The organism is Lachnoanaerobaculum sanguinis, assembly GCF_033242365.1.
Classification (GTDB): domain Bacteria; phylum Bacillota; class Clostridia; order Lachnospirales; family Lachnospiraceae; genus Lachnoanaerobaculum; species Lachnoanaerobaculum sanguinis.
The window spans coordinates 48281-63080 of sequence record NZ_BTHK01000017.1; the positions used below are offsets into that span (position 1 = coordinate 48281).

Sequence of the window (14800 nt, forward strand, 5' to 3'; positions counted from 1 at the left end):
TAAACTTATCTATATCTCCGTCCATAACGGCACTTACATTTCCGCTTTCCGCTCCGGTTCTGTGATCCTTTACCATTGTATATGGCTGCATTACATAGGAACGAATCTGATTTCCCCAGCCAATGTCTTTTACATCACCTCTGATATCTGAAAGCTTCTCGACATTTGCCTGCTGCTTTAACATAAAGAGCTTAGCTTTAAGCATCTGCATAGCCTTGTCCTTGTTTTGGAACTGGCTTCTTTCATTCTGACATTGTACCACCACGCCTGTAGGGATATGTGTGATTCTTATAGCTGAAGAAGTCTTATTGATGTGCTGACCGCCGGCACCTGATGAACGATAGGTATCTATTCTCAAATCATCCGGGTTGATATCCACATCAAGGTCTTCTTCAATATCAGGCATAATATCACAGGACACAAACGATGTCTGACGCTTTCCTGCCGCATTAAAAGGCGAGATACGCACAAGTCTGTGCACACCATGCTCACTTCTAAGATAACCGTAGGCATTTATACCGTTTATCTGCAATGTTACGGACTTTATTCCTGCCTCATCACCCTCAAGCATATCAAGAACTTCTACAGTGTAGCCTTCTTTAGCCGCCCATCTTGTATACATTCTGTAAAGCATTGAACACCAGTCACAAGACTCCGTTCCGCCTGCACCTGCATTAAGTTTCATGATGGCATTTGATGAGTCATATTCACCTGTAAGCAGTGTAGCTATCTTAAGTTCATCTATCTCTTTTGTAAATGCTTCAAGCATACCTTCTATCTCAGGTATAAGGCTCTCATCATTTTCCTCATAGCCCATCTCTATAAGGACTCCGATATCTTCGTATTCTGACTTTAACTTATTATATTTTTCGACAGTATCCTTGAGCTGTTTTGCCTCTCTCACTATCTTGGTACTTTCCTTCGGATCATCCCAAAATGTAGGCTCTTCCATTGCACGATCAAGCTCAATTATCTTTTTTTCCTTACTGTCTAAGTCAAAGTGAATCCCTCACTTCCAGCAATATTTTTTCGTAGGATTGTAGTGTGGTTTTAAAACCGTCTAATTCTACCATTTGCTCACCCACTTTCATTTTTTTCTAAATATCCAAACGAATATCAACGACATTATATTAAAGTTTTAAGATTATGTAAACATTATCTGTTTAATATCTCCATAAACTCATCACCTGTGATAGTTTCCTTCTCATACAGGAAATGAGATATTTCTTCAAGCTTATCTCGGTTTTCCATAAGTATCTGTGCAGCCTTTTCATGCTGAGCCTTTACCAAGGCCACAACCTGCTTGTCTATAACAGCCGCAGTCTCAGCCGAAGCCGCCAAAGAAGTATCACCTCCGAGATACCTGTTGTTAACGGTTTCAAGTGCAACCATATCAAAGTCCTTACTCATTCCGTATCTGGTAATCATAGCTCTTGCAAGTTTGGTAGCCTGTTCTATATCATTTGAAGCTCCTGTGGAAACATCTCCGAATACCACTTCCTCTGCCGCTCTTCCGCCTGTAAGAGTGGCAATCTTATTTTCAAGCTCACTCTTTGTCATCAGATAATGATTACCCTCATCCACCTGCATGGTGTATCCGAGCGCTCCTGAAGTTCTCGGAATAATGGTAATCTTTGTAACCGGCGCCGAATTGGTCTGCTTTGCAGCTACAAGTGCATGTCCTACCTCATGATATGACACTCTCCACTTCTCAGCATCAGTCAATATAGAATTTTTCTTTTGATACCCTGCGATAACAACCTCAATACTCTCTTCAAGATCGGACTGATTTGCAAACTTTCTGTTATCTCTAACCGCTCTTAGTGCAGCCTCATTTATAATATTTGCAAGCTCCGCACCCGAGGCACCGGAAGCCATTTTTGCGATCAGCTTAAAGTCAACATCATCTGCAATCTTTATCTTTTTGGCATGAACTTTGAGTATTTCCTCTCTACCCTTTAAATCAGGGAGTTCTACAGGTACTCTTCTGTCAAATCTTCCCGGTCTTGTAAGCGCCGGGTCAAGGGCGTCAGGTCTGTTGGTAGCCGCCAAAATCATAACACCTGAATTTCCCTCAAAGCCGTCCATCTCTGTTAAAAGCTGGTTGAGAGTCTGCTCTCTCTCATCATTTCCGCCTATCTGACCGTCTCTTTTCTTACCTATAGCATCTATCTCATCAATAAAAACTATACATGGCGCTTTTTCCTTTGCCTGTTTGAAAAGGTCTCTTACCTTTGAAGCACCCATACCTACAAACATCTCAACAAACTCGGAACCCGACATTGAGAAGAAAGGAACATTCGCCTCACCTGCTACAGCCTTTGCAAGCATTGTCTTACCTGTTCCCGGAGGTCCCACAAGAAGTATTCCTTTAGGCATTGAAGCACCGATATCCTTGTACTTGCTCGGATCATGTAAGTAATCCACTATCTCTGTAAGATTTTCCTTAGCTTCATCCTCACCTGCCACATCTTCAAATTTGATTCCTTCCAAAGACTTAACATATACTTTGGCACCGGATTTGCCCATATTTCCAAACATCAAAGAGTTTGCACTGTTTTTATCAAACATTCTTTTTGAAATTCTGTTCCAAAGGAAATAGAATAATGCCAGCGGAAGAATCCAACTCAAAAGTGCATCCACAAAGGGTGAATCTTTTCTGACTATTTCACTTGAAAACTGTACTCCTGCATTATGCAGTCTGTCTGTAAGTCCCGGATCATTCATAAGTCCAGTCTTATATACCGTCTTATCATTGGTTCCTGTAAAAAGAATTTGATTTGTCTGTATATCAACTTTTGAAATTTCTTTATTCTCAGTCATAGTCATAAATGTACCGTAGTCTACCTGCTTTATCTGCCCTTCCTTTATAAACGGAAGTACCATAAAGTTTATTGCCGTCATTATTATTAATACTATTACATAATAATATATGAAAGGCCTTCTGTTTTTGGAATCATCTATCATATTACCTCCTTTTTTGATAATATAATCAACCTTATTTATTGTTATCCAACCTTTTTTAAGGCTGTTGTTAGCACTATATCACCTTGAGTGCCAACTGTCAACGTAAATATATGGTTAGATTGTATTCAATCTAACCATATACCAATCTTTATGCTACTTTTTCAAATTTAATCTGAACTTTGAAAAGATCACCGTCTATAATTATATCAAACTTTCCGCCTTGAAGTATGGTCAAAGACTTTGCTATAGAAAGCCCAAGTCCGCTGCCTTCAGTGGTTCTTGACACATCACCTCTTACAAATCTTTCTGTAAGCTCATCAGGCCTTATATTTAACGGATTTTCGGATATATTTTTTATAACAAATGTTGCTCCCGTATTGTCCGAAATAACATCGATATAAATTCTTGAGTTCTTTGCGGCATATTTAAATGCATTATTGTAAAGGTTTTCCAAAACTCTCCAAAGATGTCTTCCGTCGGCCTTTATCATTACTCCGCTTGAAGGAGTATTTGAAATAATTGAAAGCCCTTTCTCACTGAACTTTTCTTCAAACTCTCCGTTTGTTTGATTTATCATTTCAACCAGATCAATATCTCTTAGATCTACCGATATATTTCCGCTTGAAACCTTACTTGCCTCAACCAGATCCTCAGTCAGGTTCTTTAAATGCTGTGACTTTACGGAGAGTATATCCAGATATTCCTGTATTTTGGCATTTTCAGGTTTTTCTCTCTTTATAAGATCGACATAATTTATTATTGAAGTGAGCGGTGTTTTGATATCATGTGACACATTTGTTATCAAATCGGCTTTTAATCTCTCACTCTTTACCTGATCGTTGATAGCCCCCTGGAATCCCTTACTTATATTATTGAGATCCTTTACAACGCTTGCCTCTCTTCCGGCAAACTCATCTTCATTGAGCCTGTATCTTGTATCACCGCTTGCAATCTCTTTTATAGCGTCGGCAATGCTGTCAAAAGCTATAGCCGTTTTATAAATCTTATTAAATATAATAAAATTTATAACTAAAAATATAATAAAGCAGATAAATATCATCAATCTTCCAAGAAGTCTCTTTTCATTTATTGTTGTTACAAGAAAAAATGTAACCGCAATAAAATCCACGAGCATCAAAACAAGGAAATTCGATCCCCATTTTTTCTTAAAACTTCTTTTTAACATATATACGGAAAAACTTTCCTTAATCACTTTTGTGTATGAGTTTTTCCACAAAAGTCCGGCCTTATACTCTCTTACAATTGAAAATACTATCGGTAATGCAACAATATAAACAGAAGCATAATTCAGCATCTGATTTGCAAAATTCCAATGCTTTTTTTCTATATAAATATGTAATACTTTCTGCCCTATAAAATTGTTTGCGGCAAAAACTAAAACTATTCCAAAGGTCAGTAACAGTATTTTCACTTCAACCGGGATAATATCAAAAAGCTTATTTATTTTTATGCCCTTTTTACCCTCGCTGTGACCGCTGAAAATAAGAAGATAGGCCATACTTAAAGACATCAAAATAAGTCCTACGGTAGCCGCTACCAATCCTATGGAATATGCTCTCCTCTGCCTCAAATAATCCACATTTGCTAAAGCATATGTATCTGTAGCGGTATATACGGTATTCACTGCGATATATACTTTATAAGGCTTCGGCAGTTTATCTGTAAGTTTTTCCGCCTGATACGACAACTCTTTGGGTATTTCACTCAAGTTCGTGTCCACCATCATTCCCTGCGAAGACGTTATGGCGTACTTTCCGTATCCATAAACACTCTTAATATTAAGTGTTCTGTCATTTGTATATACAATATCACCATACTCAAGTCTGTACCTGAAATTTGAAGGGGTAAGAATAAATCTTTCATAGGCATTGTAATATTTTGAAAGCAAGACAAGACTCTCTGTTATAATTGTCTTCATACTTATATATGCATCACCCGGTTCAACAAGACCTGAAGTATCCGCATATGTTCTGTAATTAACAAAATATGATGTATCTTCTATCTGGTTTACCAGACTTTGATCTACAATGCTGACCTGAAAATGCTCATCTATATAAAATCCATGTCTCTTGGCATATTCTATTATTGCACCTACAGTAAAATCCACATCATTGCTTGGGCCCATATTCAGACCGAAAACATCCTTATTTATGTCAAATTTACCGTCTGTTTCAAAGATATCCTTTAAATTCGCATACGAAAAAAGCAATGAAACATCGGAGTCAAACTGTGTTCTGAATGCAGGAGAATCATCATATTTCTCCGCATTTATCCACAGCAGACCCCTATTGAAATTTTCATTACAATAAATAATTGAAATACCTATAACAAAAACTATGAAAGCCGCTATATGTAATATGGTTACCCATACTTTCATCCTGCTTTTTGATAAAAATGTATTCTTATCCATATCAGCTTTGTTTTTCAATCTTGTATCCTACTCCCCATACAACTTTCAAATATCTTGGCTCCTTAGGATTTAACTCTATTTTTTCTCTTATATGTCTTATATGTACAGCCACTGTATTGTCTGCTCCGATAGCCTCTTCATTCCAAATCTGCTCATATATTTCATCAATTGAGAACACCTTTCCCGCATTCTTTGCAAGAAGCAAGAGTATATTGTACTCTATAGGTGTAAGCTTTATAAGCTCTCCTGCGATTGTAACTTCCTTGGTCTCATCGTCAATTTCAAGGTCACCTACAACAACCTTTTGTGACTCAGGCACAGACATATTTCCAAGTTTTTTATATCTTCTAAGTTGACTCTTTACTCTTGCAACAAGCTCAAGAGGATTAAAAGGCTTTGTAAGATAATCATCCGCACCGATATTCAGTCCTAAAATCTTATCTGCATCCTCAGATTTTGCCGAAAGCATTATAATAGGCACAGTGCTGTTCTCCCTTATCTTCATCGTAGCTCTTATTCCGTCCAGTACAGGCATCATAATATCTATTATAAGCAAATCAACTCTGTGTTTTGCCATCAATTTTACCGCTTCCTCACCGTCATAGGCTGTAAGCACTTCAAAGCCCTCCCCTGAAAGATAGATTTTTATTGCATCTACTATCTCTCTGTCGTCATCACATACCAATATTAATTCCATTGTTCCACCTTTATATCTTGATTTGATTTTTATTTTGATTTAGTTTAAATTATAACTGTTTACATTATACCATTTGTTTTAATATAAAAAAATGAATATTTTCTAACAGTTTTGTAGTTTTATAATTATAAAACTAAAGTGTTAATTTTTTGTGTCTTATAAAGGAAATATATGAATAGAGATGATTTTTTTTTAAAAGAAGCCATAAAGCAGGCAAAAAAAGCCGGAGATATAGGAGATGTTCCTATAGGCTGTGTGATTGTTTTTGAAGATAAGATAATAGCAAGAGGATATAATAGAAGAAACAAGGACAAGAGTACACTCTCTCATGCTGAAATTATTGCAATAAAAAAAGCTTGTAAAAAGCTTGGAGATTGGAGACTTGAGGATTGTACCATGTATATAACGCTCGAGCCCTGTCCGATGTGTGCAGGTGCAATAGTCCAGTCCAGAATAAAAAAGGTAGTTCTCGGCGCCATGAATCCGAAAGCCGGATGTGCCGGTTCCATTATAAATATTTTACAAACAGACGGTTTCAACCACAAAACGGAAGTAGAGCTTATATCCGGCCCTCTTCATAACGAATGTTCCGGTATGCTTACCTCCTTTTTTAAATCGTTAAGACAGAGCAAATCATAAAAACAACCGGGAGAGTCAAACTATATTGACAGTCCCGGTTTTATACTTACTCTTCCACTATCTTCGCATCTTTTATTCTTCCATATGTATTAGGACCTTCTTCATAAGTCTCAAATACACCTTCCACAGTTACAAGGGCATCTTCTTCAGGACAGTTTTCATGTCTGTTCATTTTTTCATCCGCCCAAAGAAGCTCCAAACCCTGCGCACAGCATGCCGCCGCATCCTTTATCATACAGAAATGATAATATACATCCTTATCCTTACTGTATGAAGAATAATAGTTTCCTCTTATTTTAAAGCTCTTGCCTATATATGACTTGGGATCTATCATCATCTGATATACTGTAGCGTATACCATATCCGCACCCATAACGGTCAAATCGTAGTCTACTTCTCCATCTTTCTTTACAGATTCACTCTCTGCCTCTGTACTGTTCTCATTTGTATTACTCTCATTTGCTATTTTGCTTTCAGCAACTGTCTTTTCATTATCAGCTTTACCTGCACTGCCGCACCCGACCAGGAAAAGGCAGAAAAGCACTATTATAAACCTCTTCGTAAGTATTTCCTCCTTTGTTTATTATGTCTATTATTATATTTTCTTCATCTAAATATGTACAGTTAAAATTTATATACTGTTTTTTTAAATAATTGTTGCTTATTTTTTATCAATTAATTATCAAACCTATTCTACTGTATAAATTCAACTAAATATTTTGTTTTTTATGTATTCTTACAATATTTTTGTTGACCTAAATTTTTTTTAGTTTGCTATTGATTTGCTTTGTTAAAGGTGCTATATTATAGATACCTAAAAAAATTTTAGGTATTCAAATAATAAAGGAATGGCAATAGTGAATTTTATGAAAAGAGATGATTTGACTTTAGAATCTTTAGTAATGATTGCTCATGGTATCGCCAGACATTTCGGCAATGACTGTGAAGTCTGTATTCATGATTTACAAGCTGACGATCTGGAACACACTATTTGCTATATCATTAATGGTCATGTAACAGGAAGAAAAATCGGTGACGGTGCTTCAAAGATAGTTCTCGGAACTCTTGAAGCCTTAAAAAAAGGAGAAAACGTAAGTGATCACCTCGGATATAAGACTCATACCACCGACGGCAGGATATTAAAATCTTCCTCCGTATTCTTAAAGGATGAAACCGGTAAATACAGATTTATTCTTGGTATAAACCATGATATGACAAATTTCATAAATGCTCAGGCAACACTCTCAAGTATAGTTGAGAATTTTGAAGCTGCCGAAGAAGACGTTTATGGACAAATCCCACTTAGTGTAAATGATTTGCTTGAAAATCTGATAGAACAAAGCGTAAGGATTGTAGGAAAGACACCTGCCCTTATGACAAAGGATGAAAAGATTAAGGCTATTAAATTTTTACAGGATGCCGGTGCTTTTCTCATCACTAAGTCAGGGGACAAGATTTCTCAATTTTTTGGAATTAGTAAATTCACACTGTATAGCTACATTGAACAGGCTAAGACAGTTAATGAATAATAGCATTTTTGCTAAACAATTTAGGAGGTTTAAAATTTCATGTCACAACTAAAATGGGTCTTAAATAATATGCCCAAAACAGAGGATGCCAATCTTCCGATAATGTCTGTGGAAGAAGTAACAAAAGCGAAAGCATTCCATGAGAGCTTTCCTCAGTATACTCAAACACCATTGGCTGATTTAAAGGAAATGGCTGAATTCCTTGGATTAGGAACAGTAAAGGTAAAGGATGAGTCTTACAGATTCGGTTTGAACGCATTTAAGGTTCTTGGCGGTTCATATGCTATCGCTAAGTACATAGCTGATGAAATGAATGTAGATGTATCTGAACTACCTTATTCAGTCCTTACATCCGACGAGTTTGCAAAGAAATTCAAACCTGCTACATTCTTCTCTGCTACAGATGGTAACCATGGTCGTGGAGTAGCTTGGGCAGCAAATAAGTTGCATCAAAAATCGGTAATTATCATGCCTAAGGGTTCAACTGAGACAAGACTCAATAACATCAAGGCTGAGGGTGCTGATGCTTGGATTTCAGATGTAAACTATGATGAGTGCGTTCGTGAGGCTGCAAAGCTTGCTGCCGGTGTTGAGCACGGTGTTGTGGTTCAGGATACAGCTTGGGAAGGCTATGAGAAGATTCCTGCATGGATCATGCAAGGATACGGTACTATGGCGCTTGAGGCTGATGCTCAGTTTGCCGAGAGACCTACTCATGTATTTGTTCAGGCAGGTGTAGGTTCACTTGCAGGTGCAATGGTTGGTTACTTTGCTAACAAGTACAAAGAGAACCCACCTGTAATGGTAGTTGTTGAGGCTGAGGCTGCAGCTTGTCTTTACAAGGGTGCAAAGGCTGCTGACGGTGATATAAGAATAGTAGATGGAGATATGGATACAATCATGGCAGGTCTTGCTTGCGGTGAGCCTAATATCACATCTTGGGACATATTAAAGAATCATGTGACATGCTTTATAGCTGCTGAGGATATCGTGGCTGCAAGAGGTATGCGTATGCTTAACGCTCCTTTAAAGGGAGATACTCAGGTTCTTTCAGGTGAGTCGGGAGCCGCTCCGTTCGGTGCACTCGCTACTATCATGATGGATGATGAGTACAAGGAGCTTAGAGAGAAACTAAACTTAACCAAGGATTCTAAGGTATTACTCTTCTCAACTGAGGGTGACACTGATCCACAGCGTTGGAGAAATATTATCTGGGAAGCTAAGGAAAGATAAGATAGTTATATATTGAAGGAGGAACAATACAATGGGTAAATTATCAAGTGAAGAGTTAGAGAAGATCAAAGCTTTAGCTGAAGGCTACAAGGCTGATATGACAGCTTTCCTTCGTGCTATAGTTGCCAATCCGGGCGAGTCATCTGACGAGGCTGCTCACGTTGCTACAATTAAGGCTGAGATGGAGAAGGTAGGCTTTGATGAAGTTAAGGTTGATCCACAGGGAAATGTTATGGGATTCATGGGATCAGGTAAGACTCTTATCGCTTTTGACGGACATATTGATACAGTAGGTATCGGAAACATCGACAACTGGAACTTCGATCCTTATGAGGGATTCGAGGATGATGAAGAGATCGGCGGTCGTGGTGTTTCAGATCAGCTTGGCGGAACAGTTTCTGCAGTATATGCTGCAAAGATTATGAAGGATCTCGGTCTTCTTAACGACAAATATCGTGTAATGGTTGTAGGTACAGTTCAGGAAGAGGACTGTGACGGTCTTTGCTGGGAATATATCTACCATGAGGATAAGATCAGACCTGAGTTCGTTGTATCTTCAGAGCCTACAGACGGCGGTCTTTACAGAGGACAAAGAGGACGTATGGAGATCAGAATCGATGTTAAGGGTGTTTCTTGCCACGGTTCAGCTCCTGACAGAGGTGACAATGCTCTCTACAAGATGGCTGATATCTTAAGAGACGTTCGTGCACTTAACAACAATGGTGATGCAGAGTCTACAGACATCAGAGGTCTTGTAAAGATGCTTAACCCTAAGTACAATGATCAGTGGAAAGAAGCAAGATTCCTTGGTAGAGGAACTGTTACAGCTTCACAGATCTTCTATACATCTCCTTCTCGTTGTGCAGTTGCTGACTCTTGTGCAGTATCTCTTGACAGAAGAATGACTGTAGGTGAGACTTGGGAATCATGTCTTGAGGAAATCAGACAGCTTCCTTCAGTTAAGAAGTACGGTGAGGATGTAGTTGTAAGCATGTACAACTATGACAGACCTTCATTTACAGGTGTTGTATATCCTATCGAGTGCTACTTCCCTACTTGGGTATTACCTGAGGATCACAAAGTTTGTACAAGTGCAGTTGCAGCTTACAAGGATCTCTTCGGTGATAAGAGAATCGGTAATGCAAAGACTACACCTGAGCGTGAGGTAAGACCGCTTCTTGACAAGTGGACATTCTCTACAAACGGTGTTTCTATCATGGGTAGAAACGGTATCCCTGTAATCGGATTCGGACCGGGTGCAGAGGCTCAGGCTCATGCTCCAAACGAGATCACATGGAAGAAAGACTTGGTAACATGTGCGGCATTCTATGCAGCTCTTCCTGCTTACTACTGTGACTAATTAAAATAATATTTGTGTTTAGCATTCCGGGCTTTTGCCCGGAGGGTTAAACTTATGTACAAGCTATAAAATAAATATATAAACTTTAAGCGCAAAGCGCTTTTAAAAATAAGGAGTAATAAAAATGTCAGATTTCAAGAATTTAGTTGAAAAGTTAAAGAACCTCAAAACACAGGATATGTTCATGAACGATTTCTTCCTTACATGGGAAAAGACAGATGATGAGCTTAATGCTGTATGGACAGTTGCAGATGCACTTCGTGATTTAAGACAGAGAAACATCTCTACAAAGGTTTTCGATTCAGGACTTGGAATATCACTTTTCCGTGATAACTCAACAAGAACAAGATTCTCTTTCGCTTCAGCTTGTAACCTTTTAGGTCTTGAGGTTCAGGATCTTGACGAAGGTAAGTCACAGATCGCTCACGGTGAGACAGTTCGTGAGACAGCTAACATGATCTCATTCATGGCTGACGTTATCGGTATCAGAGATGATATGTACATCGGTAAGGGTAATGCATATATGCACGAAGTTGCAGACTCTGTTGAGGCAGGATACAAGGACGGCGTTCTTGAGCAGAGACCTACTCTTGTAAACCTTCAGTGTGATATCGATCACCCTACACAGTGTATGGCTGACGCTCTTCATGTAATCCATGAGTTCGGCGGTATTGAGAACCTTAAGGGTAAGAAGATCGCTATGAGCTGGGCTTATTCACCATCTTACGGTAAGCCTCTTTCAGTTCCACAGGGTGTTATCGGTCTTTTCACAAGACTTGGTATGGATGTTGTTTTAGCTCATCCGGAAGGTTATGAGGTAATGCCTGAGGTTGCTGAGGTTGCTAAGAAGCAGGCAGCTGAGTGCGGCGGTAAGTTCACTATAACAAACGATATGAAGGAAGCATTCAAGGATGCAGATATCGTTTATCCTAAGTCATGGGCACCATTTGCTGCAATGGAGAAGAGAACAAATCTTTATGCAGAGGGTGATTCAGAAGGAATCAAGGCTTTAGAGAAGGAGCTTTTAGCTCAGAATGCTAACCACAAGGATTGGGCATGTACAGAAGAGATGATGAAGCTTACAAAGGACGGTAAGGCTCTTTATCTTCACTGCTTACCTGCTGATATCACAGGCGTTTCTTGCAAGGAAGGCGAGGTTGACGGTTCAGTATTTGACAGATACAGAGATCCGCTTTACAAAGAAGCAAGCTTTAAGCCATATGTTATCGCTGCTATGATCTTACTTGAGAAGTTCAAAGATCCTGCTAAGGTTTTAGAGCAGCTTGAGGCACGTGGACAGGATAGAATCTTTTCAGAAAAATAAAGAGGCCAGTGAGTCTTAGTAAATAAGGTGGTAGATAATCTATCGCCTATACAAAAGGGGGGCGGCTATGTATGGCTGCCCCTTTGTCTTTATAAACTATATCCTAACATTAAGGGGAAATTTATATGAAATTCAAAAGCAAGATTGTTATAGCTCTTGGTGGTAATGCCCTAGGTAATAATTTAAAAGAGCAGATGGTAGCTGTAAAAACTACTGCTAAGGCTATCGTAGATTTAATCGAAGATGGCCATGAGGTTCTTATCGTTCACGGAAACGGTCCACAAGTTGGTGTAATAAACAATGCCATGACAGAGTATGCACATAATACCGACTCTGATTCAACACCGCTTTCAGTATGCGTGGCAATGAGCCAGGCTTATATCGGATATGATATACAGAACGCTCTTCGTGAGGAATTCTTAAACAGAAATCTTGAAGTTCCTCCGATAGCTACAGTTGTTACTCAGATCAGAGTAGATGAGAATGATAAAGCATTTGAAAATCCTACAAAGCCTATCGGAAAGTTCATGGGCAAGGATGAAGCTCTTGAAGCTGCAGGAAACAGAGGCTGGATTGTAAAAGAGGATGCCGGAAGAGGTTACAGAAGAGTTGTTGCTTCTCCTGCTCCACAGGAAATTATTGAGTTGTCCGCTATTAAGTCAATGGCTGATAACGGACAGGTTGTAATCTGCTGCGGTGGTGGCGGAATCCCTGTAGTATCAAACGGAAAGCATCTCTCAGGTGCTCCTGCAGTAATCGATAAGGATGCGGCTGCCGCTCTTCTTGCAAAGAATGTAGGTGCAGATACACTTATCATCCTTACCGCTGTTGAAAAGGTTGCCATCGGATATGGCACAGAAAATGAAAAATGGTTAGATAAGCTCAGCACAGCTGAAGCTTTAAAGTATGCTGATGACGGAGAGTTCGCTCCGGGATCAATGCTTCCAAAGGTACTTGCCGCAGTAGATTTTGCTGCTTCAGGTGAAAACAAAACTGCAATGATAACATTGCTTGAAAAAGCCAAAGATGCTATTAACGGTAAGACAGGTACAAGAATTGTAGATTGATCAGGGAGGTATTAATATGAGTAATTCAGCAAATGCAGGCCAGAAGCAGTATGCTTCTATATTTGAAATGGACGGTTTCCCAAAGTTTTCAGATGCTCTTCCACTTGCACTTCAGCACGTTGTGGCAATGATTGTAGGATGTATCACACCTGCTATTATAGTAGCAAATGTTGCAAAGCTTTCAGATCCTGACAGAGTACTTATGGTTCAGGCAGCTTTAGTAGTTGCCGCATTGTCTACACTTTTACAGCTGTTCGGTATAGGTACAAAGACTTTTAGAATCGGTGCAAAACTTCCTGTTATCATGGGAATAAGCTTTGCATACGTTCCTACTATGCAGGATATTGCAGGAACTTCAGGTGTAGCTTCTATACTTGGTGCCCAGATAGTCGGCGGTATTGTTGCAATACTGGTAGGTCTCTTTGTTAAGAAAATTCAGAAGCTTTTCCCACCGCTTGTAACAGGTACTGTAGTATTCACTATAGGTCTTTCACTTTACTCTGTTGCTGTAAACTATATGGCAGGTGGCATTGGAAAAGATGACTACGGTTCTGTAAAGAACTGGGGTGTAGCAATTTTTACACTTATTATTGTTATAATACTTAACAACTTTGCTACAGGTATCTTAAAACTTGCTTCAATATTGGTGGCAATGATTTGCGGTTATATTCTTGCATTGGTGCTTGGTATGGTCAACTTCTCATCAGTAGCAAGTGCAGGTGTATTCTCACTGCCTCAGATATTTCACTTCGGTGTAAAGTTTGACACGGGAGCTTGTATAGCAATCGGACTTTTATTTGCTATAAACTCTATTCAGGCTATCGGAGATTTATCAGCCACAACAAGCGGTTCTATGGACAGACTTCCTACAGGTGATGAGCTTAGAAGCGGTATCATAGGATACGGTATCTCAAATATACTCGGTGCCGCACTTGGTGGACTTCCTACAGCTACATTCTCACAGAACGTGGGTATTGTAACAACAACAAAGGTTATAAACAGAGCGGTTCTCGGACTTGCAGGTATTATAATCCTTATAGCTGGACTTATACCTAAGTTCTCAGCACTCCTTACAACTATTCCGTTATGTGTACTCGGTGGTGCTACAATATCGGTATTTGCTTCAATAGCAATGACAGGTATCAAGCTTATCTTCACAGAGAAGATGGACTTTAGAAACACATCTATTGTCGGACTTTCAGTAGCTCTCGGTGTAGGTATTTCACAGGCACAGGGTTCACTTGCCGCATTCCCACAAATATTTACTACTATCTTCGGAAAGAGCCCTGTAGTTGTTGCAACTATCATGGCTGTACTATTGAATGTACTCCTTCCAAAGTCAAAGGAAGGTACAAAATAATAGCTATATTGTAGTCATAGCAAAGGGGAGTTGTCTAGAAATAGATAACTTCAAAATAGGGGATTGTCGGGAAATAAGTAATTTTACTTCCCGCAGAACGAAATAGAAATATCCTGACAAATACAAGGCTTTTGGGCTTTGCGACTTTGTCAGGATATTTTGTTTTTCTATAATACTGTCTGTTTTTGGGCAT

The 14800-nt window shown here is 39.0% G+C and carries 13 protein-coding genes; 7 read left to right on the forward strand and 6 right to left on the reverse strand.

Going from position 1 to position 14800, the window contains the following annotated elements; translation table 11 throughout:
* From prfB to SBH76_RS10995, 4 genes are all read right to left on the reverse strand, one after another.
* Window positions 1–1073, reverse strand: a protein-coding gene (gene prfB / locus SBH76_RS10980; RefSeq protein ID WP_317977830.1) for a peptide chain release factor 2 whose coding sequence is annotated in 2 segments (ribosomal slippage) — window positions 1–997 and window positions 999–1073 — 1072 coding nt annotated over the 2 segments. Because the reading frame shifts where the segments join, the coding sequence is not laid out codon by codon here. This gene is flagged as partial in the annotation.
* A gap of 82 nt (window positions 1074–1155) precedes the next feature.
* Window positions 1156–2967 carry an ATP-dependent zinc metalloprotease FtsH gene (gene ftsH / locus SBH76_RS10985; protein ID WP_317977831.1) on the reverse strand — a complete coding sequence of 604 codons (1812 nt, stop codon included), beginning with the start codon at window positions 2965–2967 and terminating at the stop codon, window positions 1156–1158.
* A 148-nt stretch (window positions 2968–3115) separates the two neighbouring features.
* Window positions 3116–5398: a sensor histidine kinase gene (locus tag SBH76_RS10990; RefSeq protein ID WP_317977832.1), complete on the reverse strand. Its 2283-nt coding sequence runs from the start codon at window positions 5396–5398 to the stop codon at window positions 3116–3118.
* 1 nt (window position 5399) lies between these two features.
* Entirely contained in the window at window positions 5400–6095 is a 696-nt protein-coding gene (locus SBH76_RS10995) for a response regulator transcription factor (protein ID WP_007595650.1), read from the reverse strand.
* A gap of 171 nt (window positions 6096–6266) precedes the next feature.
* Here SBH76_RS10995 and tadA point away from each other — a divergent pair, with 171 nt between their 5' ends.
* The gene (tadA, locus tag SBH76_RS11000) at window positions 6267–6734 is read left to right on the forward strand and encodes a tRNA adenosine(34) deaminase TadA (RefSeq protein ID WP_317977833.1); all 468 of its coding nucleotides are present in this window, start codon (window positions 6267–6269) and stop codon (window positions 6732–6734) included.
* A gap of 46 nt (window positions 6735–6780) precedes the next feature.
* On the opposite strand, the gene SBH76_RS11005 is transcribed toward tadA, so the two are convergent.
* Window positions 6781–7278, reverse strand: a complete 498-nt coding sequence (locus SBH76_RS11005) for a hypothetical protein (protein WP_317977834.1) — start codon at window positions 7276–7278, stop codon at window positions 6781–6783.
* A 322-nt stretch (window positions 7279–7600) separates the two neighbouring features.
* On the opposite strand from SBH76_RS11005, the gene SBH76_RS11010 reads away from it, so the two are divergent.
* From SBH76_RS11010 to SBH76_RS11035, 6 genes are all read left to right on the forward strand, one after another.
* On the forward strand, window positions 7601–8263 hold the full coding sequence (locus SBH76_RS11010) for a helix-turn-helix transcriptional regulator (protein ID WP_009661929.1): 663 nt from the start codon (window positions 7601–7603) through the stop codon (window positions 8261–8263).
* A 39-nt stretch (window positions 8264–8302) separates the two neighbouring features.
* Entirely contained in the window at window positions 8303–9496 is a 1194-nt protein-coding gene (gene dpaL / locus SBH76_RS11015) for a diaminopropionate ammonia-lyase (RefSeq protein ID WP_007595645.1), read from the forward strand.
* Between the two features lie 31 nt (window positions 9497–9527).
* Complete coding sequence (locus SBH76_RS11020) at window positions 9528–10856, forward strand: YgeY family selenium metabolism-linked hydrolase (RefSeq protein ID WP_290650877.1); 1329 nt, start codon at window positions 9528–9530, stop codon at window positions 10854–10856.
* 124 nt (window positions 10857–10980) lie between these two features.
* Window positions 10981–12180, forward strand: coding sequence for a knotted carbamoyltransferase YgeW (ygeW, locus tag SBH76_RS11025; protein ID WP_290650875.1), 1200 nt, complete (start codon window positions 10981–10983; stop codon window positions 12178–12180).
* A 125-nt stretch (window positions 12181–12305) separates the two neighbouring features.
* Window positions 12306–13247: a carbamate kinase gene (gene arcC, locus SBH76_RS11030; protein WP_009661894.1), complete on the forward strand. Its 942-nt coding sequence runs from the start codon at window positions 12306–12308 to the stop codon at window positions 13245–13247.
* Between the two features lie 16 nt (window positions 13248–13263).
* A complete protein-coding gene (locus SBH76_RS11035; protein WP_317977835.1) occupies window positions 13264–14607 on the forward strand; it encodes a uracil-xanthine permease family protein in 1344 nt (447 codons plus the stop codon).
* A gap of 3 nt (window positions 14608–14610) precedes the next feature.
* Here SBH76_RS11035 and SBH76_RS11040 read toward each other — a convergent pair.
* Window positions 14611–14800 (reverse strand): hypothetical protein (locus SBH76_RS11040; RefSeq protein WP_317977836.1); only part of this gene is annotated, 190 nt, incomplete at its 5' end.

What these genes read in the sequence shown, in the direction of transcription:
- SBH76_RS10995 (WP_007595650.1), bottom strand. Translation starts at nt 6,095, where the DNA reads ATGGAATTAATATTGGTATGTGATGACGACAGAGAGATAGTAGATGCA.
- SBH76_RS11010 (WP_009661929.1), top strand. Translation starts at nt 7,601, where the DNA reads ATGAAAAGAGATGATTTGACTTTAGAATCTTTAGTAATGATTGCTCAT.
- arcC (WP_009661894.1), top strand. Translation starts at nt 12,306, where the DNA reads ATGAAATTCAAAAGCAAGATTGTTATAGCTCTTGGTGGTAATGCCCTA.
- SBH76_RS11035 (WP_317977835.1), top strand. Translation starts at nt 13,264, where the DNA reads ATGAGTAATTCAGCAAATGCAGGCCAGAAGCAGTATGCTTCTATATTT.
- SBH76_RS11020 (WP_290650877.1), top strand. Translation starts at nt 9,528, where the DNA reads ATGGGTAAATTATCAAGTGAAGAGTTAGAGAAGATCAAAGCTTTAGCT.
- dpaL (WP_007595645.1), top strand. Translation starts at nt 8,303, where the DNA reads ATGTCACAACTAAAATGGGTCTTAAATAATATGCCCAAAACAGAGGAT.
- tadA (WP_317977833.1), top strand. Translation starts at nt 6,267, where the DNA reads ATGAATAGAGATGATTTTTTTTTAAAAGAAGCCATAAAGCAGGCAAAA.
- SBH76_RS10990 (WP_317977832.1), bottom strand. Translation starts at nt 5,398, where the DNA reads ATGGATAAGAATACATTTTTATCAAAAAGCAGGATGAAAGTATGGGTA.
- ftsH (WP_317977831.1), bottom strand. Translation starts at nt 2,967, where the DNA reads ATGATAGATGATTCCAAAAACAGAAGGCCTTTCATATATTATTATGTA.
- ygeW (WP_290650875.1), top strand. Translation starts at nt 10,981, where the DNA reads ATGTCAGATTTCAAGAATTTAGTTGAAAAGTTAAAGAACCTCAAAACA.